Consider the following 20,568-nt stretch of genomic DNA (forward strand, 5'->3'; position numbering starts at 1 on the left):
ACGGGAAGAGGCGACGGGGCGCCCGCTGAGGGGTCAGGCGGCGTCCGTACCGGATTCGGCGCCCGCTTCGGTGGCGGTCTCCGGGCCTTTGAACGTGCGCCGGTAGGCGTTCGGAGTGGTCCCCACCGCCCGGACGAACTGGTGGCGCAGCGCGGCCGCGTTGCCGAACCCTGTGCGACCGGCGATCGCGTCCACCGTCTCGTCCGTCCCCTCCAGCAACCGCTGGGCCAGCAGTACGCGTTGTCGCAGGATCCAGCGGTAGGGGGTCGTCCCCGTCTCCTGCTGGAAGCGACGGGCGAAGGTGCGCGGTGACATGTGCGCGCGCTCGGCGAGCTGCTCGACGGTGACCTCCTCGTCGAGGTGCCGCTCCATCCACACGAGCACCTCGCCGACGGTGTCGCACTGCGACCGCGGCAACGGGCGCTCGATGTACTGGGTCTGCCCGCCCTCCCGGTGCGGCGGTACGACCATCCGCCGGGCGATCTTGTTGGCGACCTCGGGGCCCTGCTCCTTGCGCACGATGTGCAGACAGGCGTCGATCCCGGCGGCGGTACCGGCCGAGGTGATCACCGGGTCGGCGTCGACGTACAGCACGTCCGGTTCGACGAACGCCCCCGGATTGCGCGCCGCGAGCTCCGCCGCCTGCCGCCAGTGCGCACTGCACCGCCGTCCCTCCAGCAGCCCGGCGGCGCCCAGCACGAACACGCCCGAGCAGACGCTGAGCACCCGGGCGCCCCGCTCCACGGCCCGCACCAGGGCGTCGAGGAGCTCGGGCGGATAGGTCCGGGTGACGTAGTCGCTCCCGGCCGGCACGGCGATCAGATCGGCCTCCTCCAGCCGGTCGAGGCCGTACGGCGTGGAGACGGTGAGGCCGCCGACGTGCGTGGCCAGGGAGGGGCCCTCCGCCGAGACGACCGCGAAGTCGTAGGTGGGCAGGCCCTCGTCGCTCCGGTCGATGCCGAAGACCTCGCAGACGACGCCGAGTTCGAAGGGGTGCACGCCGTCGAGCAGGACGGCGGCCACGTTGCGCAGCATGTTTCCAGTATGCCTCGGAAGTGGCAGTAAATCGATGGTGTGCGGCAGTCCTGCCACTGTTGGTAAGGAGTCTCCGGCGTGACAGTGGTGTCATGACTAGCGCACAGACAGAAGGACTGATCGGAATGCTCACCGCCCTCGGAATCCTCGTCCTCCTGGCCCTCCCGTCAGTGGTCGGGATCCTGCGCGACAGGCGCATCGACCGCCAGATCAGGGAGGCCCAGAAGGACCGTGAGGCGTCCGAGGATCAGAAGTCCTCGTCCAGGTCCACGGTGCCGCCCACCGCGACCTGGTACGCCGACGGGCGCCGCTCGAAGAAGTTGGTCAACTCCTGAACCCCCTGCAGCTCCATGAAGGAGAAGGGGTTCTCGGAGCCGTACACCGGGGCGAAGCCGAGGCGCGTCAGGCGCTGGTCGGCGACGCACTCCAGGTACTGCCGCATCGAGTCGGTGTTCATGCCCGGGAGGCCGTCACCGCACAGGTCGCGCGCGAACTGCAGCTCGGCCTCGACGGCCTCCGTCAGCATGTCGGTGACCTCCTGCTGAAGCCGGTCGTCGAACAGCTCCGGCTCCTCCTTGCGGACGGTGTCCACCACGTCGAAGGCGAAGCTCATGTGCATCGTCTCGTCACGGAAGACCCAGTTGGTGCCGGTGGCCAGGCCGTGCAGCAGACCCCGGCTGCGGAACCAGTAGACGTACGCGAAGGCGCCGTAGAAGAACAGGCCCTCGATGCACGCGGCGAAGCAGATGAGGTTGAGGACGAAGCGGCGGCGGTCGGCCTGGGTCTCCAGCCGGTCCAGCTTCTCGACCTCGTTGATCCACTTGAAGCAGAACCCGGCCTTCTCGCGGATGGACGGGATGTTCTCCACCGCGTCGAAGGCGGCGGCCCTGTCCTCCGGGTCGGGGAGGTAGGTGTCCAGCAGGGTCAGATAGAACTGGACGTGGACCGCTTCCTCGAAGAGCTGCCGGGAGAGATACAGGCGCGCCTCGGGGGAGTTGATGTGCTTGTAGAGGGTCAGCACCAGGTTGTTCGCGACGATCGAGTCGCCCGTCGCGAAGAACGCGACCAGGCGGCCGATCAGGTGCTGCTCGGCCGGCGTCATCTTCGCGAGGTCGGTGACGTCCGAATGGAGGTCCACCTCCTCGACGGTCCAGGTGTTCTTGATGGCGTCCCGGTAGCGCTCGTAGAAGTCGGGGTAGCGCATGGGGCGGAGGGTCAGCTCGAATCCCGGGTCGAGCAGGTTCTGGTCACGGGTGGGGCTCATTACTGGCAGGCCTCGCAGGACTCGGGGTTTTCCAGGGAGCAGGCGACCGCGTCTTCAGGGGCCGGCTGCTGGACGGGAATCGGGGCTTGGGCCCGGGCGGCGCGGGCGATACGGGTCGCCGGGCGCGAGCGCAGGTAGTACGTCGTCTTCAGGCCCGACTTCCAGGCGTACGCGTACATCGAGGAGAGCTTGCCGATGGTCGGCGTCTCCAGGAACAGGTTCAGGGACTGGGACTGGTCCAGGAACGGGGTCCGGGCGGCGGCCATGTCGATCAGGCCGCGCTGCGGGATCTCCCAGGCCGTGCGGTACAGGGCCCGTACGTCCTCGGGGATCCAGGTGAAGTCCTGCACCGAGCCGCTCGCCTCGCGCAGCGCCTCCCGGGTACGCGCGTCCCAGACGCCGAGCCGCTTCAGGTCGTTCACCAGGTACGAGTTGACCTGGAGGAACTCACCCGACAGGGTCTCCCGCTTGAACAGGTTGGAGACCTGCGGCTCGATGCACTCGTACACGCCGGCGATCGACGCGATGGTGGCGGTGGGCGCGATGGCGAGCAGCAGGGAGTTGCGCAGGCCGGTGGCGGCGATCCGGGCGCGCAGGGCCGCCCAGCGCTCCGGCCAGGCGAGCTCGGCGTCGTAGTGGTCGGGGTGCAGGACACCCCTGGCGGTACGGGTCTTCTCCCAGGCCGGCAGCGGGCCGCTCCGCTCGGCGAGGTCGGCGGAGGCCTCGTACGCGGCGAGCATGACGCGCTCGGCGATACGGGTGGAGAGCGCCTTGGCCTCGGGCGAGTCGAAGGGCAGGCGCAGCCGGAAGAAGACGTCCTGCAGACCCATCGCACCGAGGCCCACCGGACGCCACTTGGCGTTCGAGCGGCCCGCCTGCTCGGTCGGGTAGAAGTTGATGTCGACGACCCGGTCGAGGAAGGTCACGGCGGTGCGGACGGTCTCGTCCAGGCGCTCCCAGTCGATGTCCCCGTTCCTGACGAAGGCGCCGAGATTGACCGAGCCCAGATTGCAGACCGCCGTCTCCCCGTCGTCCGTGACCTCCAGGATCTCCGTGCAGAGGTTGGAGGAGTGGACCACCTGGCCCGGCTCGGCCGTCTGGTTGGCGGTGCGGTTGGCGGCGTCCTTGAAGGTCATCCAGCCGTTGCCGGTCTGGGCGAGGGTGCGCATCATGCGGCCGTACAGATCACGGGCGGGGATGGTCTTCTTCGCGAGGCCGTTCTCCTCCGCCCTGCGGTAGGCGGCGTCGAACTCCTCGCCCCACAGGTCGACCAGCTCGGGAACGTCGGAGGGGGAGAACAGCGACCACCGCGCGTCGGCGTTCACACGCCGCATGAACTCGTCCGGGATCCAGTGCGCGAGGTTCAGGTTGTGCGTACGGCGGGCGTCCTCGCCGGTGTTGTCGCGCAGCTCCAGGAACTCCTCGATGTCGGAGTGCCAGGTCTCCAGGTAGACCGCGGCGGCGCCCTTGCGCCGGCCGCCCTGGTTCACGGCGGCGACCGACGCGTCGAGGGTCTTCAGGAACGGGACGATGCCGTTGGAGTGCCCGTTCGTGCCGCGGATCAGCGAACCCCGGGAGCGGATGCGGGAGTACGCGATGCCGATGCCGCCCGCGTGCTTCGAGAGCCGGGCCACCTGGTGGTAGCGGTCGTAGATGGAGTCCAGCTCGTCCTTGGGGGAGTCGAGGAGGTAGCAGGACGACATCTGGGGGTGCCGGGTGCCGGAGTTGAAGAGGGTGGGGGAGGACGGGAGGTAGTCGAGGCGGCTCATGAGCCCGTAGAGCGCGGCGACCTCGTCGACGGAGCGGTGGGTGTCGTCCTCGGCGAGGCCGGACGCCACCCGCAGCATGAAGTGCTGGGGCGTCTCGATCACACGGCGGGTGATCGGGTGCCGCAGGAGGTAGCGGCTGTGCAGGGTGCGCAGCCCGAAGTAGCCGAAGCGGTCGTCCGCCTGAGTGTCGATCAGCGTGTCGAGGCGGTCGGCGTGGAGGCGTACGAACTCGGCCGTACGGTCGGCGATCAGGCCTTCCCGGTGTCCGACGGCGACCGAGCCGGTGAAGGACGTGACGCCCTGGGAGGCGGCCTCGGCGCGGATGCTGATCGTGAGCAGACGGGCGGCCAGCCGCGAGTAGACGGGGTCCTCGGAGATGAGACCGGCGGCCGCCTCGGTGGCCAGCTCGCGCAGCTCCGACTCGTCCGCCCGCGCGGACCGGCCACGCAGCGCGGCGGCGGCGACCCGGCCGGGTTCGGCGTCGGGGAGGTCGGCGGTCAGCTCGGCAAGGATCCGTAGCAACGCGGTTCCGGGGCCGTCGGATTCCACCGGAGCTGTCGCTGATACCGGATCGGCTGGCGCGATGGTCACGTGGGGGCTCTCCCTCGCTCGGCAGGGGGCCTCACAGCGGGCAGGGGGCAGCACACGAGCGCACACGGCGTCGCGTCCACCGGCCCATTCCACGAGGCCCGGACGTTTGGGCACCCGGGCCTGATGGCCGGGCGCACTGTCGGCAGGTCCTCGGACTGACTCTCATGCGGGCATTTGCACGCATGAGTACACCGTTGCGGGACAGTTCCGGATTTGCACCGGATTCCCCTGCGGCGACAGCGAGCACGAGCATACATCTTGTGCCGGGTGGCGACAGCACCCCCATATGTTGTGTCGCGCCCGACTTCTGAGCGTGGCAGAGTGTCAACTCACAGCGTCAACTCGTAAGCGAGCAGCGTGAGGTCGTCGAGGTCCGGGATCGGGTTCCAGTCGCGCTCGGGGAGCCGGACGAAGCCCAGACGTTCGTAGATGCGGTGGGCGGAGCCCATCGTGTGCTGGGTCGACAGGACGATCCGGACGCAGCCGTCCGTGGCCCTCGCCCGGTCGACGCAGGCCCGCACGAGCGCCTCGCCGGCTCCGCGTCCGCGCGCCTCCCGGGCGACCGCGAGCATCCGTATCTCGGCCTCTCCGGTGCGGGCGATGTCGGCCATGGGTCCGCCGGACGGTACGAAGGTGACGCCGCCGAGGAGTTGTTCGCCCTGGGTGGCCACCAGTACGTCCGCGGCGGCGGCGCGCTTGGCCACGTCCTTCAGTTCACCGAGGTACCAGTCGCTCTCGCCGAAGAGGAGGAGGTCGTCCAGGAGGTAGGCCCGGGCGGTGATCTCGCCGAGGGTGTCGTATTCGTCGGGGGCTGCTTGCCGGATCACGAGGTCCATGCCGGGAGTGTGCACCAGGGGTGCGGCCAAGGGCCGCCGGATTTCCTCCGGCGGCCCTTGGGTGCGGATCAACTGCGGGAGGCGAAGCCCCGTACCTTCAGCGTGCTGTTGTTGCGGCCCGGCAGCTTCGGTCCCTGGGCGCCCACCCAGCGGTACGTCTTCATCGTGATGCTGTCGGAGCCGCGGCCCGCGTTGCCCTCGATGGTGGTGACCGACCGGCCGTCACTGCCGCCGACCGCCACGACGACCGCGACATGGCCCCGGGGGGCACGGCTGTCGTGGTTGTGCCACACGATCACGTCCCCGCGCTGTGGCGGCTGCCCGGGACGGTAGGCGTGGAACCGGCCGCCCACGCCGGTCTCCCAGGCCCGGGACGACTTGTGATTGTCGGGAGCCGCAGCCGAGTTGGCCCACATCGCGTTCGCGAAGTACCCGCACCACGCGTCGCCGTTGAAGCCGTTGTACTCGTTGAAGTTCCCGCCGCCGAGGAAGTTGTCGTTGCGAGAGTCGCCCGGCTTGCTCAGCCGGACGGGGCCGTTGCGGGTCTCCTTGTAGAGATGCGCGGTGGTCAGCGCGCGGTTCGCGCGGTCCACGATGGCCTGGCGTACGGGGCTGGGCGCGGCGGCGGTCCGCACGGCGGGCGAAGCGGCTGTGGCCGCCGCGGCCGCGGGGGAGTCGGCGAGGGCGGGGGCGGCGAGCAGGGCGGCCGCGATCAGGCAGCGCAGGGCATGACGGTGCACGGAGACCTCCGGTGAGGTGGTGGACGGGGAAACGGAACAGCGGCGCACAACCCGCGTCGTCGCACGTCACACGCGCCCGCTGAACGCGCCGTCACTCCGGGTAAGTTGTCGACTCCGGAATGCGACGGCGTGATGACAGGTGTAGCAGGTGCGGCCAGGGTTCGACGGTGCGGAAGAGGGGGTTGCCGGTTGCCGAAGCGGTGGGCAATCGGCAACAGGCGGGAACGCCGGGGGCGATGAGGGGGACGACACGGAGACACCCGGACCCGGACCCGAATCCGGACCCGGACCTGCACCCGAATCCGGACCCGAATCCGGACCCGAATCCGGACCCGGACCTGCACCCGGACCCGGACCCGAATCCGGACCCGGACCTGCACCCGGACCCGGACCCGAATCCGGACCCGGACCTGCACCCGAATCCGGACCCGAACCGGGGCCCGAATCCGGCCCCGGAGCCGCCGCGGCCCGCGGTTCCGTCGGCTATGGCGCCGAAGTGCGCCGGCTCCGCGAGCAGGCCGGACTGACCCAGGGCGCACTGAGCGCGAAGGTCCGCTACGACAAGGCCCACATCAGCCGAATCGAGAACGGCAGAGCACCGGGCAGCGCCACGCTCGCCCAGGCCCTCGACACGTTCTTCGCCGCGCAGGGCCGCCTCCTGGCCCTCCACGAACGGGAGGTCGTGCGCAGCGGTCGCAGACTCCCCGCCCCACGCGGCCCCGAAGGCGACTGCCCCTTCCGCGGCCTCGCCGCCTACACCGCCGCCTGGGCCCACCTCTACCGGGGCCGCGGTGCCGCGATCGGCGCCCTGCTCGAAGGCCTCGACCGGCGCGCGCCCGCCCAGGGCCCCTACGTCGTCGTGGCCCCATCGGGTGCCGGCAAGACCTCGCTGCTGAAGGCCGGACTCATGGGCGCCCTCTCGGCCGGCCGACTGCCGGGTTCACAGGACTGGCCGGTCGTCGAACTGACCCCGGGCGACCGGCCCCTGGACCGGCTGGCGCAGGCGATCACCACCCGGCTGGGCACCGACCCCGACCGCACCCTCGACGCCGTACGCTCGTCCGCCCGGGACTGCGCCGACCTGCTGGGCGAGGCGGGCCCACCGGGGGACCGGCCCGCCGAACGGCCGTACCGGACGCTCATCCTCGTCGACCAGTTCGAGGAGGCCTTCGCGCAGTGCCAGGACCCCGAGCAGCGGCGCACCTTCTTCGACCTGCTCTGCGACCTGCCCAAGCTGTGCGACACCGCCGGCGAACCCGTCGTCCATGTGGTGCTCGGCCTGCGCGCCGACTTCTACGGCCGCTGCCTGACCCACCCCGGGCTCACCGCCGCCCTGCGCGCGACCCCCTTTCTTCTCGAACCCATGACCGAGTCGGAACTGCGCGAGGCGATCACCGAACCGGCCGAGGCGGCGGGTCTGGTCGTCGACGACGCCCTGGTCGAGGTCCTGCTGCACGAACTGGGCGCGCTGTCCGACCCCTGGGCCGACGAGGAGGGCTGCGCTCCGGGCACACTGCCCCTGCTCTCCCACGCGCTGAGGGTCACCTGGATGCACCGCGAGGGCAACCGGCTCACCACGGCCGCCTACCGCAAGTCCGGTGGTATCCGCCGGGCCCTCGCCCTCTCCGCCGACCACACCTACCAGGGGCTCGGCACCCGTGGCCGGCGCATCGCCGAGCACGCCTTCGTACGCCTCGGCCGTCGCGACGACCTGCACGACATCACCCGGCGGCGGATCAGCCGCGCCCGGCTGCTCGACCTCCTGCCGGGCGACGAGGCCGAAGTCGCCGCGGTCCTGGAAGCCTTCGTACGGGAACGCCTGCTGACCATCGACGCGGAACCGGACGGCGAGGCCACCGTCCAGGTCGCTCACGAGGCGCTGCTCGCGTCCTGGCCGCGGGTCAGGCTGTGGATCACCCACGACCAGCTGATGGGCAAGGTCGGCCGCGGACTGTCCGAAGCGGCTGTTCAGTGGCAGGACGCCCGGCGCGACCACGCTCTCCTGCTGACGGGTGGCCAACTGGCCGACGCCGTCCGCTGGGCGGAGGAGCACGAGGACGAACTGGGGCCACTGCCTCGGGAGTTCCTCGCGGTGAGTCGGGAGCGGGAGCGGCGGAGGGTGCGGCGGAGGAGGTTGGTGATTCAGTTGCTGGTGCTGGGGATCACCTTGGTCGTCCTGGTCGCCGTCGCCATCGTCACGAACACGAAGTGGCAGACGGTCGAGACACAGGAGCGGACGTCTCGCGCCAAGGCATGGGCTCTCCAGTCGTTGTCCACGGGACAGAGCGACACCGTCGCGGCCGGGCGGCTTGCCGCGGCTGCATATCAGGCCGATGAGTCGCCCGACATCCGCAGTGCCCTCCTGAGCAGCTCTGCTTCGCTGTGGAGCGCCCGGACTCTTGATGCTCGTACCCCGGTCTCCGCCGTGACCTGGGCGGAGAAGGGCACAGTTGCCTGGGGTGGAGGCGACGGACGGATCTATCGGTGGCGCCCCCGACAGGATCCCGGTGGCGCCCATGTGGCGTCCTGGCCGTGTCCAGAGGACAGCAGCGGCCAGGTCGACTCCATTGCCTACAGCCGGGACGGTCGACGGTACGTGGCCGGCTACGACGACGGCTCTGTATGGCTGTTCGCGGGACTGGAACGGCCACGGTTGCTGCTCAAGGGCAAGGGGAACCGCGCCGACGCGGACTCCGACACGAGCGTTGCCTTCAACCCGGCCGGTACCCGTCTGGCCGCCGCGGGCGGCGATGGCACGATCCGGGTGTGGCGCATGCCCGAGGGACGCCTCGACTGGACGGCGAAGCCAGGTGGACAGGACGCGCCCGGCCCGATCCGGGCCGTCGCCTTCAGTCCCGACGGCCGAACCCTCGCCATGGGCGGCGGTAGTGACAAGTCGGGTGACGACCAGTCGTTCCGCAGCGTCGTGCTCTGGGACACGCGCACCGGCGAGGAAAGGGACCGACTCCGTCACCACCCCACGCGGTCCGTCCGCGCCCTCGCCTTCACCCCGGACGGCCGGAAACTGGTCGGCGGCAGTTTCGACGGCACCGTCCGTGTCTGGGACGTCCGCACCGACCGGCTGGTGGAGAAGTACGGGACACACGGCGACTCCGTCATGGATGTGACCCTCGGCCGCGACGGCACCCTGGTCAGCGGTTCGCAGGACAACACCGCGCAGGTCCGCGACCTGAGCCGCCCGGACGCCGTGCCGCTCGCCCTGACCGGACACGCGGGCCCGGTCAACGCGGTCGCCCTGTCACCGGACGGCTCGACCGTGGTCACCGGCGGAGAGGACCGCGCCCTGCGCGTCTGGCGGCTGGCCGACAGCCCGGTACGCACCGGACTCGGGGCGCTGACCGCCCTGGCCCGCTCGCCCCGCGGCGGCTACGCCACCGGCGACGACAACGGCGACGTCCTGGTCTGGGACGACCGCGCCCGCAGGCCACGGCTCACCTTCCGGGCGGCGGAGAGGGACATCACCGACCTCGCCTACAACCCGGACGGCACCCTCCTCGCCGTGACGAGCATGGACCACACGACCACCGTCTGGAACACGGACACCGGCAAGCTGCTCACCGAGCTGCCCCGGTCCGGCCGCGAGGTCCTCGCCGCGGTCTTCGACCGCACCGGCACCCGCCTCGTCACCGGCGGCTGGGACGACACCCTGCGCGTGTGGGACCTGAACAGCCGGCGCGTGGTGCACTCCCGCACGGCGGAGAACGCCTGGGGCATCGCCCTCGCCCCCGAAGGCCGCGGCCTCCTCGCCTCCAGCGGCCAGGACAACACCGTCACCCTCCGCACCTGGCCCGGCCTGAAGGTCCTGCGCCACTCTCCCCGCGTCAGCACCGACTCCGTCTTCGACGTCGCCTTCGACCCGACCGGTCGGCTGCTCGCCTCGTCCGGCCGGGATCACGTCGTCGAGATCTGGGACACCCGGACCAGAAAGACCGTCGCCCGGCTCTACGGCCACACCGCCCCCGTCCTGAGGGTCGCCTTCTCGGCGGACGGCCGGCGTCTGGTCAGCGCCTCACGGGACGGTTCGGTACGGGTCTGGGAGCGCGAGGGCGACGGATCCTGGCAGACGTACGCCGCTCTGCGCGGCCCGGCGGGCGAGGTGCGCGGTGCCGTGTTCACGCCGGACGGCCTGGCCGTGCTCAGCGCCAACGAGGACGGCACCCTACGCCGTTGGGACCTCGACCCGATGCCTGCGCTGCGCCGGATCTGCGCGGTCGCAGGCCCCGGAAGCCTCTCCGACTGGCGCGCGCTGAACGGCTCGGACGACGACACACGCCCCTGCCGGTGACAAGGGCGGGTTGCCGGTGCCTCGACCGTGAGTGGCAACCCGGCAACCCCGCCGAACCCCCCGTATGCCCTCGGTCCGCCGCTACGTTGAGGATGCCGCCCCGGACTCCCGGAGAGCGCCCCCTCTTTGTCGATGTGTCGACGGCCGAAATGAGCCCTGCCATGTTCCACGCCCCCGACCCGGACCCCGGGATCTCGGACACCCCGCCCTCGGGCCGCACCCCGCCACGGTGCCGGCGCAACGCCCTGCCGTACCTCTTCCTGCTGATCACCGCCGGCACCCTGGTCGCGGCCGTGATGACTCCCCGGCCGGTTCAGGCGCTGGCCGCCGCCACCAGCGCCCTCTGTGCCGTCTGGCAGTTGGTGCGCAGCAGGAGGCGCTGACCGATCCCGCCGTACGGGAAAGGGCCGCCGCAGCCCCCGGCGGGGACCGCGGCGGCCCTTTCCCTGGTCGCCCGGCGTGGGGTCAGTGCGCGGATCCCGCCGTGGCCGACGGCAGTTCCGTCTCGACGCCCGGGTCGCCGGCGTCGGCCGTGTAGTCCTGCGGGGAGGTCTCGTCGATGCCGTCCGGGGCCTTGAGGGCCTTCAGGACAAAGGTGAGGACCACCGTGACGACGACGTTCAGGACGAACGCCGTCAGACCGATGTAGCCGATCTCCCCGATGCCGGGGATCTCCTTCGCCGAGCCGCCGAAGTGCTTCTGCGTCGGCGAGGCCACCCCGTACGCGGCGGCCGTGCCGTACACCATGCCGACCGCCCAGCCGGCGAGCAGCGCCCAGCGGTGGAACCAGCGGGTGAACAGGCCGCCGACCAGGGCCGGGAAGGTCTGCAGGATCCAGATGCCGCCGAGGAGCTGGAAGTTGATCGCGACCGTCTTGTCCATGGTCAGGACGAAGGCCAGGGCGCCCACCTTCACGAGCAGCGAGACCAGCTTGGAGACCCGCGTCTCCTCCTTCGGTGTCGCGTCCGGCTTGATGAAGTCCTTGTAGATGTTGCGGGTGAAGAGGTTCGCCGCCGCGATCGACATGATCGCCGCCGGGACCAGTGCGCCGATGCCGATCGCCGCGAAGGCCACGCCCGCGAACCAGTCCGGGAACATGTCCTCGAAGAGCTGCGGGATCGCCAACTGGGCGTTGGTGACCTTGACCCCGGCCGCGATCGCCATGAAGCCCAGCAGCGCGAGCAGGCCCAGCATCAGCGAGTACAGCGGCAGGATCGTGGTGTTGCGGCGGATCACCTCACGGCTGCGCGAGGACAGCGTCGCCGTGATCGAGTGCGGGTACATGAAGAGCGCCAGCGCGGAGCCCAACGCGAGCGTGGCGTACGTCCATTGGCCGGCCTCGGCCGGGACCAGGGCGCCGCGTGGCTTGTCCGTCGCCGGGTTCACCTGCGCGAACGCGTCACCGGCCTTGGCGAAGACGTCGTCGAAGCCGCCCAGCTTGATCGGGATGTAGATGATCGCCACCGCGATGACGATGTAGATCAGCGTGTCCTTGACGAAGGCGATGAGGGCGGGGGCGCGCAGGCCCGACGAGTAGGTGTACGCCGCCAGCACACCGAACGCGATCAGCAGCGGCAGGTCCTTGACGAACCAGTTGGTGTCCTCGCCGCCGCCGACGCCCATCACGTCCAGCACCGCCTGGATGCCGACCAGTTGGAGCGCGATGTACGGCATCGTGGCGAGGATGCCGGTCACGGCCACCGCCAGCGAGAGCCCCTTCGAGCCGAAGCGGCCGCGCACGAAGTCCGACGTGGTCACGTATCCGTGCTTGTGGGACACCGACCACAGACGGGGCAGGAAGAGGAAGATCAGCGGGTACACCAGGATCGTGTACGGCACCGCGAAGAAGCCGGCCGCGCCCGCCGCGTAGATAGCCGCCGGGACGGCCACGAAGGTATACGCCGTGTACAGGTCACCGCCGAGCAGGAACCAGGTGACCCAGGTGCCGAAGGACCGTCCGCCCAGGCCCCACTCGTCGAGGCTGTGCTCGTCGTCGGCCCTGCGCCAGCGCGCGGCGAGGAAGCCCAGGACCGTGACGGCCAGGAAGAAGAAGATGAAGACGGCGAGTGCGACGCCGTTCACGCCGTCGTTCACTTCGACGCACCGCCCTGCCGAGTCGAGCGGGCGCGCTGGTCACGCTGCCACAGCTTGTAGGCGATCACCGTCAGCACCGTGGAGACCAGCACCCACGCCATCTGGTACCAGTAGAAGAACGGGATGCCGATGAACGCGGGGTCGGTCTTGGCGTACGACCCCACCCACAGCATCGCCACGAAGGGCGCGACGAGGCAGACGGCGATGGCGACCCGAGTGGGTGTCACCACCGTTCTGCTCACTTCCGGATCGTTCGACATCGGGTGACTCCGTCCCCTCGCTGATCACCTGTGATCACCTGTGTAATGCGCAGGCAATCTAGGTCACGGTGTCGCGGATACGGAACCCCTCGTCCGCATACCGGTACGTGTCGGTTCCGTGTGGACCGTCAACAGCGGTCGTCCGTAGGGGTCCCCGCCGAGGTTCGGTTGCCGCCGAGGGGCGGTTGACGCCGAGGGGCGGTCGCGCTCCACCGCGTGTACTGCCGTGGCGTCAGTCCTGCGGGCGCTTCAGCCGCGCCACGAACTTGTAGCGGTCCCCGCGATAGACGGAACGCACCCACTCCACCGGCTGCTCCGTCCGGTCCAGCGAGTGCCGGGACAGCATCAGCATCGGCAGACCCACGTCGGTGCCGAGCAGGCCGGCCTCGCGCGGGGTGGCCAGCGAGGTCTCGATGGTCTCCTCGGCCTCGGCGAGGTGGACGTCGTACACCTCGGCGAGCGCGGTGTAGAGGGACGTGTACTTGACGAGGGACCTGCGCAGGGCCGGGAAGCGCTTCGCGCTCAGGTGGGTCGTCTCGATGGCCATCGGCTCGCCGTTGGCCATACGCAGGCGCTCGATGCGCAGCACCCGCCCGCCGGCCGTGATGTCGAGCAGACCGGCGAGCCGGTCGTCGGCGGTGATGTAGCCGATGTCCAGCAGCTGAGAGGTGGGTTCGAGGCCCTGGGCCCGCATGTCCTCGGTGTACGAGGTGAGTTGGAGCGCCTGCGAGACCTTCGGCTTGGCGACGAACGTGCCCTTGCCCTGGATGCGCTCCAGGCGCCCCTCGACGACCAGTTCCTGAAGGGCCTGGCGCACCGTGGTGCGCGAGGTGTCGAACTCGGCGGCCAGCGTGCGCTCGGGCGGCACGGGCGTGCCGGGCGACTGCGTCTCCGTCATGTCGAGCAGGTGCTTCTTCAGGCGGTAGTACTTGGGCACGCGCGCGGTACGGACGATAGCCCCACCCTCGTTCTCCGCACTGCTGACGTCGGTGCTCATGCTCCGCCTTCCCGGCTCCTGGTGGCCCACATCGTGGCACGGCCGCGTGCGCACGTTCTCCGCACCTTCCGTGATCCCTTCTGTATACCGTCACGGACCCCGCTGGTCTAGTCCACCAGGCGGGATCGGGGTACGTGAAGTGGTCTACCCGATTCGCCCGCTCAGGGCGGCGATTTTCGAGGGCTTCTTACTTAAAGGTTCCTGCATATGTAGGTCACATAACGGCTGGTGAGAGCGGACTCGTACACCCTTGACAGCCCTATTGGTCTGAGCCAAGCTCTGCCCACTGGTCTACACCACTGGTCCAGGTCCTGGCCCCATGGGCTACGTGGGAGCAGGGGGGTTTGTGACATCCCTGAGGAGGGTGGCGTGAAGCGCAAGCTGATAGCCGCGATCGGTATCGCGGGCATGATGGTCTCCATCGCGGCATGCGGGGACGACAGCGGCAACGGGGGCTCGGGCGAGAACGGCGCGGACGCCAAGGAGCTGACCGTCTGGCTCACCGTCGACGCGCAGAACAACTGGCCGCAGCTGGTCAAGGCCGCCGACGCCGCGGTCACGAAGGCGCACCCCGGCATCAAGATCAACCACGAGTACTACGGCTGGCCCGACAAGAACACCAAGCTCGACGCTGTCCTCGCCACCGACAAGGCCCCCGACGTCGTCGAGATGGGCAACACCGAAATGCTCGGCTACATGGTCAGGGGCGCCTTCGCCCCCCTCGACACGGCGAAGTTCGACAACTCCTCAGCCTGGCTGGACGGCCTCAAGGCCTCGGTCACCTACGACGACAAGACGTACGGCGTTCCCTACTACGCCGGCGGCCGCGTCGCCAACTGGCGCAAGGACCTGTTCGCCTCGGCGGGCGTCAAGTCCGCCCCCAAGACGTACGACGAGCTGACCGCCGCCCTGGACAAGGTCCAGAAGAAGGAGGGCGACAAGTTCAGCGCCTGGTACCAGCCCACCCGTGACTGGTACGCGGCCATGTCCTTCGTCTACGACGCCGGCGGCTCCATCGCCGTCGAGTCGGGCGACCAGTGGAAGGCCAACCTCTCCTCGCCCGAGTCCGTCAAGGGCCTCACCGAGTTCAAGAACGTCGTCGACAAGTACATGCACGGCGACAAGACCAAGGACGAGTCCGACCGCTACATCGTCTACGGCCAGGGCAAGTCCGGCATGATCTTCGGCGCGGCCTGGGAGGGCGCGACCTCCGAGGACCCGAAGAACGACAAGACCGGCAAGCTCAAGGGCAACCTCGAGAACTTCGTGATGCCCGGCCCGTCCGGCAAGAACCTCCCCGTCTTCCTGGGCGGTTCGGACCTCGCCGTCCCGGTGAAGTCGAAGGCGCAGGCCGTCGCCGCCGAGTGGATCAACGCGTTCACCGGTCCCGCCGGCCAGAAGGGCCTGATCGCCAAGGGCAACCTGCCCAACAACAAGACCGACCTCGCCACGCTCAAGAAGGACCCGGCGACGGCGGTTCCGGCCACCGCGGCCGAGTCCAACTGGTTCGTCCCGATGGCGCCGGGCTGGGGCCAGGTCGAGAAGGCCCAGATCCTGCAGACCATGCTGCAGAACATCGGCACCGGCAAGAAGTCGGTCGAGGCCGCCGCGAAGGAAGCGGACGCCGCGATCGACAAGGTCATCAATACCAAGTGACCACCGTGGGGCCCCGTTGCTACCGGCGGGGCCCCACCTCTCGTACGGCTCCGCGGGCCCGGTCCTCGCGCGAGCGTGCGGGACTTCGCCTTCGTACGACCTGAGGGACCGCTGAGGAGCGCACGGATGAGTGCCGACACGACCACCCCTGCCAAGGTGCCGCCGCGGCAGGCACCGCCACCGCCGACCGTGGCGAAGAAGCCACCCAGAGGGCGGACCACCGGCGGAGCGGGGACCCCCTGGCTGCTGCTCGCCCCCTGCCTGCTGATCCTGGCGCTGGTCTTCGGCTATCCGCTGGTCCGCATGGTCACCCTCTCCTTCCAGAAGTTCGGGCAGTCCCAGCTGTGGGGTTTCCAGCCGGCCGAGTCGGTCGGGTTCGACAACTTCAGCAAGGTGCTGGCGGACGGCGAGTTCTGGGCCGTCGTCGTCCGCACGGTCGTCTTCGCGGCCGGCTGTGTCATCTTCACCATGGTCGTCGGCATGCTGATCGCCCTGCTGCTCCAGCGGGTCTCCGGCTGGGTGAAGACGCTGGTCAACATCGCGCTCGTGGCCAGCTGGGGCATGCCGATCATTGTCGCCACCACGGTTTTCAAATGGCTGTTCGACGCGGACTACGGCATCCTCAACGCGCTGCTCAGCAAGCTCCCCGGAGTGGAGATGATCGGCCACAACTGGTTCGCCAGCGGGCCGCAGGGCCTGGCCGTGATCATGCTGCTGGTCGTCTGGGGGGCCATCCCCTTCGTGGTGATCACGTTGAGCGCGGGTCTCACCCAGGTCCCGAAGGAACTGGAGGAGGCGGCCTCGCTGGACGGCGCGGGCGCCTGGGGCGTCTTCCGCCATGTCACCCTGCCCATCCTCAAGCCGATCATCGTGATGCTCACGACCCTGTCGGTCATCTGGGACATGGGCGTCTTCCCGCAGGTCTTCGTGATGCGCAACGGCCACCCGGAGGCCGAGTTCCAACTCCTCACCACCTATTCGTACGACCGCGCCTTCGTGGTCAACGACTACGCCCAGGGCTCGGCGATCGCCCTGCTCACCGTGCTGTTGCTGCTCGGTGTCGTCGCCGTCTACATGCGCCAGATGCTGAAGATCGGAGAGGTCGAATGAGCACGCTGACGACTACCGGGCCGACTCCCGTGCGCCGGAAGTCGAAGGCCGGCTGGAACCTCCTCGGCCTCCTCGTCTTCGCCACCGCGGGCTTCCCCGTCTACTGGATGCTGAACACCGCGTTCAAGCCGGCCAAGGACGCCATCGACCCGGACCCGAGCCTGCTGCCGACGGGGCTGACCCTGTCCAACTTCAGCCGCGCGCTCGACATCGCGGACTTCTGGGGCCCGGTCGGTCGCAGCCTGATCGTGTCGCTCGCCGTGGTCGTGATCGGCATGGTCGTCGGCATGCTGGCCGCCCTCGCCATCTCCCGGTTCGCCTTCCGCGGCCGCAAGATCGTGATCGTGGGCATCCTCGCGGTCCAGATGGTTCCGCTGGTCGCCATGATCATCCCGGTGTTCCTGCTGCTCAACGACCTGGACCAGTACGACAAGCTCTCCGGCCTGATCATCACCTACCTGACTTTGATCCTCCCCTTCACGGTGTGGACGCTGCGCGGCTTCATCGTCAACATCCCCCGGGAACTGGAGGAGGCGGCGATGGTCGACGGCTGCTCCCGCACCGGCGCGTTCGTCCGGGTGGTCTTCCCGCTCCTGGCCCCCGGCATGGTCGCCACCTCGGTCTACGGCTTCATCCAGGCCTGGAACGAGTACCTGTACGCCCTCATGCTGCTCAGCCAGAAGAACCAGACCGCGACCGTCTGGCTCGGCAACTTCACCACCAAGCACGGCACCGAATACGCCCCGATGATGGCCGGATCCACCATGATGGCCGTGCCGATCGTGGTCCTCTTCCTCCTCGTCCAGCGCAAGATGGCCGCGGGTCTGACCGCGGGCGCCGTGAAGGGATAACGCCCGATGACGACATTCGCCGGTACCGACACCCTGACGCGAGACGCCCTCACCGTCCTCCAGCCCGGCTTCACGGGCACCACAGCCCCCGACTGGCTGCTGCGCCGCCTCGGCGAGGGTCTCGCCTCGGTCGGCCTGTTCGGCCGCAACATCGCCTCCCTCGATCAACTGGCAGCTCTCACCGCGCAGTTGCGCGCCGAACGCGACGACGTCCTGGTCGCGATCGACGAGGAGGGCGGAGACGTGACCCGCCTGGAGGTGCGCACGGGCTCCAGCTTCCCCGGCAACCACGCGCTGGGCGCGGTGGACGACGTGGAACTGACCCGGGAGGTGGCTCTCGAACTCGGCCGCCGCCTCGCGGCCTGCGGCGTGAACTTCAACTGGGCGCCCTCGGCCGACGTGAACTCGAACCCGGGCAACCCGGTGATCGGCGTGCGCTCCTTCGGCGCCGCACCCGACCTGGTCGCCCGGCACACCGCCGCCTATGTCACCGGCCTCCAGTCAGCCGGAGTCGCCGCCTGCACCAAGCACTTCCCGGGCCACGGCGACACGGCGATCGACTCCCATCACGCGCTGCCCCGCATCGACGCGGACGCCGCCGTGCTGCACGACCGTGAACTCACCCCGTTCCGCGCGGCGATCGCCGCCGGCACCCGGGCGGTGATGACCGCGCACATCCTGGTCCCCGCCCTGGACCCGGAACGTCCCGCCACCTTGTCCCGCCGGGTCCTCACCGACCTGCTGCGCGGCGAACTCGGCTACGACGGCCTGATCGTCACCGACGGCATGGAGATGCGGGCCATCGCCGGCACCTACGGCATCGAACGCGGCAGTGTCCTCGCCCTCGCGGCCGGTGCCGACGCCATCTGCGTGGGCGGCGGCCTGGCCGACGACGAGACGGTACGCCGTCTCCGCGACGCCCTCGTCACCGCCGTCCGCTCCGGCGAACTCGCCGAGGAACGCCTGGCGGACGCGGCGGATCGCGTCCGGACCCTGGCCCGCTGGGCGGCATCGACGAGCGGACGGAGGAACGAGACGGATCCCTCCCCGGTCTCCCCGGCCTCCCAAGCTTTCCGGACCTCCCCGGCCTCTCTGGCTTTCCCCTCTCCTCCTTCCTCCCAAGGCTCCCCGACCTCCCAAATCTCTCCGGCTTCTCCGGTCTCCGCGAAGGCCGCCGTAGACGCCGTCGACGATGTCGGTCTCCGCGCCGCCCGCCGCGCCCTGCGCGTCACCGGCGCCGAGAACTTCATCCCGCTCACCGAGCCTCCGTTCGTCGCCGCGCTGACCCCGGTGGCCAACATCGCCGTGGGTGACGAGACCCCCTGGGGCGTGGCCGCGGAGCTGACCCGCCTGTTCCCCGGCACGGAGACCGGCACCTTCACCGACGAGCACGCCGGCCCGGCCGCCCTGGAAGCGGCGGGCGCACGCCGCATCGTGGCCGTCGTCCGCGACGAACACCGTCATCCCTGGATGGCCGCGGCCCTCGACACCCTGCTGGCCGCCCGCCCCGACACGATCGTGGTCGAGATGGGCCTGCCTCAGGCCGCCCCCCGAGGCGCCCTCCACATCGCCACCCACGGCGCGGCCCGCGTCTGCGGCCGAGCGGCGGCGGAGGTCGCCGCAGGGGTGTAGGGGGATGCGGCGAGACGCAGTGAGACGCAGCGTGACGTAGCGGTCAACGCCACCCGTGGCCTCCTGGAGCTGCGCGAACGTGCTCTGGAGGAGTTGCAGTCGGCCGAAAGCAGCAGGGTTCTGGCCCGGGCCCACCGGATCACCGCGCTGCTGCCGGCCCTGCCCGTCGCAGGCATCCTCGCGGCGGGTGCCGCCGACGGTGACGCACCCCGGGCCTACATGGGGCCCGTCTCCATCGCCGTCCTGGTCTTCCACTGGCTGATGCCGCTGTGGGTGGCCGACCGGACCGCTCAGAACGACCCGACCGAGGACGAGGAACGTGCGGTGCTCTGAGAGCCCCTGGCCTGGGAGGCCGTGGCCTGAGAAACCCCTGGCCCGAGCGAGCCGCGGGCTGAGAGTCCGAGGGAGCCGACGAAACCGAAGGCCCGTGACGTGCGGGACCGGGTTCCGGACCTCCGAGTCTGCCTAAATTCCCTGCCAGTCCGGCTTGTTGGCGAACGTGTACCGGAAGTAGTCCGCCAGCTTCAGCTTGGACGCGGCGGCGTCGTCGACCACGACCGTGGCGTGCGGATGGAGCTGGAGTGCCGAGGCGGGGCACACCGCCGCGACCGGCCCCTCCACGGTCGCCGCGACCGCGTCGGCCTTGCCCTCGCCGGTCGCGAGGAGCACCAGGTGCCGTGCCTCCAGGATCGTCCCGATGCCCTGGGTGATCACGTGGTGCGGCACCTGCTCTATGTCACCGTCGAAGAAGCGCGCGTTGTCCACCCGCGTCTGCTCGGTCAGCGTCTTGATCCGGGTCCGGGAAGCCAGCGACGAGCACGGCTCGTTGAACCCGATGTGACCGTCGGTCCCGATCCCCAGCAGTTGGAGGTCCACCCCTCCGGCCTCGGCCAGCGCCCTGTCGTACGCCTCGCACGCCCCCTGCACGTCCTCCGCGGTGCCATCGGGCCCCATGAACGCGCCCATCCCGATCCCGAGCGGCTCCAGCACCTCGCGCCGCAGCACGGAACGGTACGACTCCGGATGCTCGGCGGGCAGCCCCACGTACTCGTCGAGCTGTGCGATCCGGGCCCGCGAGGCATCCACGGCGCCGGCCCTGGCCTTCGCCGCCAGCGCCTCGTAGATGGGCAGCGGTGTCGAACCGGTGGCCACGCCGAGCAGGGCGTTGGGCTTGCTCCCAAGCAGCTGTGCCATGGCCTCGGCGATGAGCTCGCCGCCCGCCTTGGCGTCCGGGACGATGACAACTTCCACGCTGGGCCTGCCGATCTGAAGAGACGGTCTGAACAGAGGGGACTCGACGGGGACCCGGGAGGGGCCTGTGTGGTTTAGACCAATCTAACAGAGTCGGTCCCTCCGGCCCAGGGCGATGGGAGGCGGCCCGCAGGCCCCGCACCAGGAGGGCGGCGTCCCGCAAAGCCCCGCGCCGG

The 20,568-nt window shown here is 70.0% G+C and carries 16 protein-coding genes and 1 riboswitch; of the genes, 7 read left to right on the forward strand and 9 right to left on the reverse strand.

The features are described 5' to 3' along the window. Window positions 1–33: 33 nt before the first annotated feature. From AB0H86_RS17280 to AB0H86_RS17300, 5 genes are all read right to left on the reverse strand, one after another. On the reverse strand, window positions 34–1,035 hold the full coding sequence (locus AB0H86_RS17280; protein ID WP_362438350.1) for a helix-turn-helix domain-containing protein: 1,002 nt from the start codon (window positions 1,033–1,035) through the stop codon (window positions 34–36). A 247-nt stretch (window positions 1,036–1,282) separates the two neighbouring features. Then, window positions 1,283–2,299 carry a ribonucleotide-diphosphate reductase subunit beta gene (locus AB0H86_RS17285; RefSeq protein WP_362438353.1) on the reverse strand — a complete coding sequence of 339 codons (1,017 nt, stop codon included), beginning with the start codon at window positions 2,297–2,299 and terminating at the stop codon, window positions 1,283–1,285. Further along, entirely contained in the window at window positions 2,299–4,659 is a 2,361-nt protein-coding gene (locus AB0H86_RS17290; protein WP_362438356.1) for a ribonucleoside-diphosphate reductase subunit alpha, read from the reverse strand. Before AB0H86_RS17290 ends, AB0H86_RS17285 begins: the two co-directional genes overlap by 1 nt. 123 nt (window positions 4,660–4,782) lie before the next feature. Further along, a riboswitch (cobalamin riboswitch) is annotated at window positions 4,783–4,929 on the reverse strand. Between the two features lie 59 nt (window positions 4,930–4,988). Beyond that, entirely contained in the window at window positions 4,989–5,495 is a 507-nt protein-coding gene (locus AB0H86_RS17295; RefSeq protein ID WP_362438359.1) for a GNAT family N-acetyltransferase, read from the reverse strand. 68 nt (window positions 5,496–5,563) lie between these two features. Continuing rightward, the gene (locus AB0H86_RS17300) at window positions 5,564–6,235 is read right to left on the reverse strand and encodes a CHAP domain-containing protein (RefSeq protein ID WP_362438362.1); all 672 of its coding nucleotides are present in this window, start codon (window positions 6,233–6,235) and stop codon (window positions 5,564–5,566) included. A 496-nt stretch (window positions 6,236–6,731) separates the two neighbouring features. Here AB0H86_RS17300 and AB0H86_RS17305 point away from each other — a divergent pair, with 496 nt between their 5' ends. Next, the gene (locus AB0H86_RS17305; RefSeq protein ID WP_362438364.1) at window positions 6,732–10,541 is read left to right on the forward strand and encodes a helix-turn-helix domain-containing protein; all 3,810 of its coding nucleotides are present in this window, start codon (window positions 6,732–6,734) and stop codon (window positions 10,539–10,541) included. Window positions 10,542–10,702: 161 nt separating this feature from the next. Further along, on the forward strand, window positions 10,703–10,924 hold the full coding sequence (locus AB0H86_RS17310) for a hypothetical protein (protein ID WP_362438367.1): 222 nt from the start codon (window positions 10,703–10,705) through the stop codon (window positions 10,922–10,924). 82 nt (window positions 10,925–11,006) lie between these two features. Here the strand turns inward: AB0H86_RS17310 and mctP are convergent, their stop codons facing one another. The 3 genes from mctP to AB0H86_RS17325 all read right to left on the reverse strand — a co-directional run bounded on the left by mctP (window position 11,007) and on the right by AB0H86_RS17325 (window position 13,892). Continuing rightward, window positions 11,007–12,635 carry a monocarboxylate uptake permease MctP gene (gene mctP, locus AB0H86_RS17315; RefSeq protein ID WP_362438370.1) on the reverse strand — a complete coding sequence of 543 codons (1,629 nt, stop codon included), beginning with the start codon at window positions 12,633–12,635 and terminating at the stop codon, window positions 11,007–11,009. Further along, entirely contained in the window at window positions 12,632–12,895 is a 264-nt protein-coding gene (locus tag AB0H86_RS17320) for a DUF3311 domain-containing protein (RefSeq protein WP_362438373.1), read from the reverse strand. Before AB0H86_RS17320 ends, mctP begins: the two co-directional genes overlap by 4 nt. A 232-nt stretch (window positions 12,896–13,127) precedes the next feature. After that, window positions 13,128–13,892, reverse strand: a complete 765-nt coding sequence (locus AB0H86_RS17325; protein WP_362438376.1) for a GntR family transcriptional regulator — start codon at window positions 13,890–13,892, stop codon at window positions 13,128–13,130. 369 nt (window positions 13,893–14,261) lie between these two features. On the opposite strand from AB0H86_RS17325, the gene AB0H86_RS17330 reads away from it, so the two are divergent. The 5 genes from AB0H86_RS17330 to AB0H86_RS17350 all read left to right on the forward strand — a co-directional run bounded on the left by AB0H86_RS17330 (window position 14,262) and on the right by AB0H86_RS17350 (window position 19,474). Next, window positions 14,262–15,548 carry an extracellular solute-binding protein gene (locus tag AB0H86_RS17330; RefSeq protein WP_362438379.1) on the forward strand — a complete coding sequence of 429 codons (1,287 nt, stop codon included), beginning with the start codon at window positions 14,262–14,264 and terminating at the stop codon, window positions 15,546–15,548. A gap of 126 nt (window positions 15,549–15,674) precedes the next feature. Beyond that, complete coding sequence (locus AB0H86_RS17335; RefSeq protein WP_362438382.1) at window positions 15,675–16,658, forward strand: sugar ABC transporter permease; 984 nt, start codon at window positions 15,675–15,677, stop codon at window positions 16,656–16,658. Continuing rightward, window positions 16,655–17,509, forward strand: coding sequence for a carbohydrate ABC transporter permease (locus tag AB0H86_RS17340; protein WP_362438385.1), 855 nt, complete (start codon window positions 16,655–16,657; stop codon window positions 17,507–17,509). The genes AB0H86_RS17335 and AB0H86_RS17340 overlap by 4 nt, the downstream gene beginning before the upstream one ends. A gap of 6 nt (window positions 17,510–17,515) precedes the next feature. Further along, a complete protein-coding gene (locus AB0H86_RS17345; RefSeq protein ID WP_362438388.1) occupies window positions 17,516–19,141 on the forward strand; it encodes a glycoside hydrolase family 3 protein in 1,626 nt (541 codons plus the stop codon). 93 nt (window positions 19,142–19,234) lie between these two features. After that, window positions 19,235–19,474: a hypothetical protein gene (locus AB0H86_RS17350; protein WP_362438391.1), complete on the forward strand. Its 240-nt coding sequence runs from the start codon at window positions 19,235–19,237 to the stop codon at window positions 19,472–19,474. A 132-nt stretch (window positions 19,475–19,606) separates the two neighbouring features. On the opposite strand, the gene nagB is transcribed toward AB0H86_RS17350, so the two are convergent. Then, complete coding sequence (gene nagB / locus AB0H86_RS17355) at window positions 19,607–20,392, reverse strand: glucosamine-6-phosphate deaminase (protein WP_362438394.1); 786 nt, start codon at window positions 20,390–20,392, stop codon at window positions 19,607–19,609. Window positions 20,393–20,568: the final 176 nt, after the last annotated feature.

The organism is Streptomyces sp. NPDC050997 (assembly GCF_040660135.1).
Taxonomy (GTDB): domain Bacteria; phylum Actinomycetota; class Actinomycetes; order Streptomycetales; family Streptomycetaceae; genus Streptomyces.

Excerpts from the sequence above, each read along its gene's own strand:
- AB0H86_RS17340 (WP_362438385.1), top strand. The coding sequence starts at position 16,655 with ATGAGCACGCTGACGACTACCGGGCCGACTCCCGTGCGCCGGAAGTCG.
- AB0H86_RS17320 (WP_362438373.1), bottom strand. The coding sequence starts at position 12,895 with ATGTCGAACGATCCGGAAGTGAGCAGAACGGTGGTGACACCCACTCGG.
- AB0H86_RS17335 (WP_362438382.1), top strand. The coding sequence starts at position 15,675 with ATGAGTGCCGACACGACCACCCCTGCCAAGGTGCCGCCGCGGCAGGCA.
- AB0H86_RS17280 (WP_362438350.1), bottom strand. The coding sequence starts at position 1,035 with ATGCTGCGCAACGTGGCCGCCGTCCTGCTCGACGGCGTGCACCCCTTC.
- AB0H86_RS17325 (WP_362438376.1), bottom strand. The coding sequence starts at position 13,892 with ATGAGCACCGACGTCAGCAGTGCGGAGAACGAGGGTGGGGCTATCGTC.
- AB0H86_RS17295 (WP_362438359.1), bottom strand. The coding sequence starts at position 5,495 with ATGGACCTCGTGATCCGGCAAGCAGCCCCCGACGAATACGACACCCTC.
- AB0H86_RS17310 (WP_362438367.1), top strand. The coding sequence starts at position 10,703 with ATGTTCCACGCCCCCGACCCGGACCCCGGGATCTCGGACACCCCGCCC.
- AB0H86_RS17345 (WP_362438388.1), top strand. The coding sequence starts at position 17,516 with ATGACGACATTCGCCGGTACCGACACCCTGACGCGAGACGCCCTCACC.
- AB0H86_RS17285 (WP_362438353.1), bottom strand. The coding sequence starts at position 2,299 with ATGAGCCCCACCCGTGACCAGAACCTGCTCGACCCGGGATTCGAGCTG.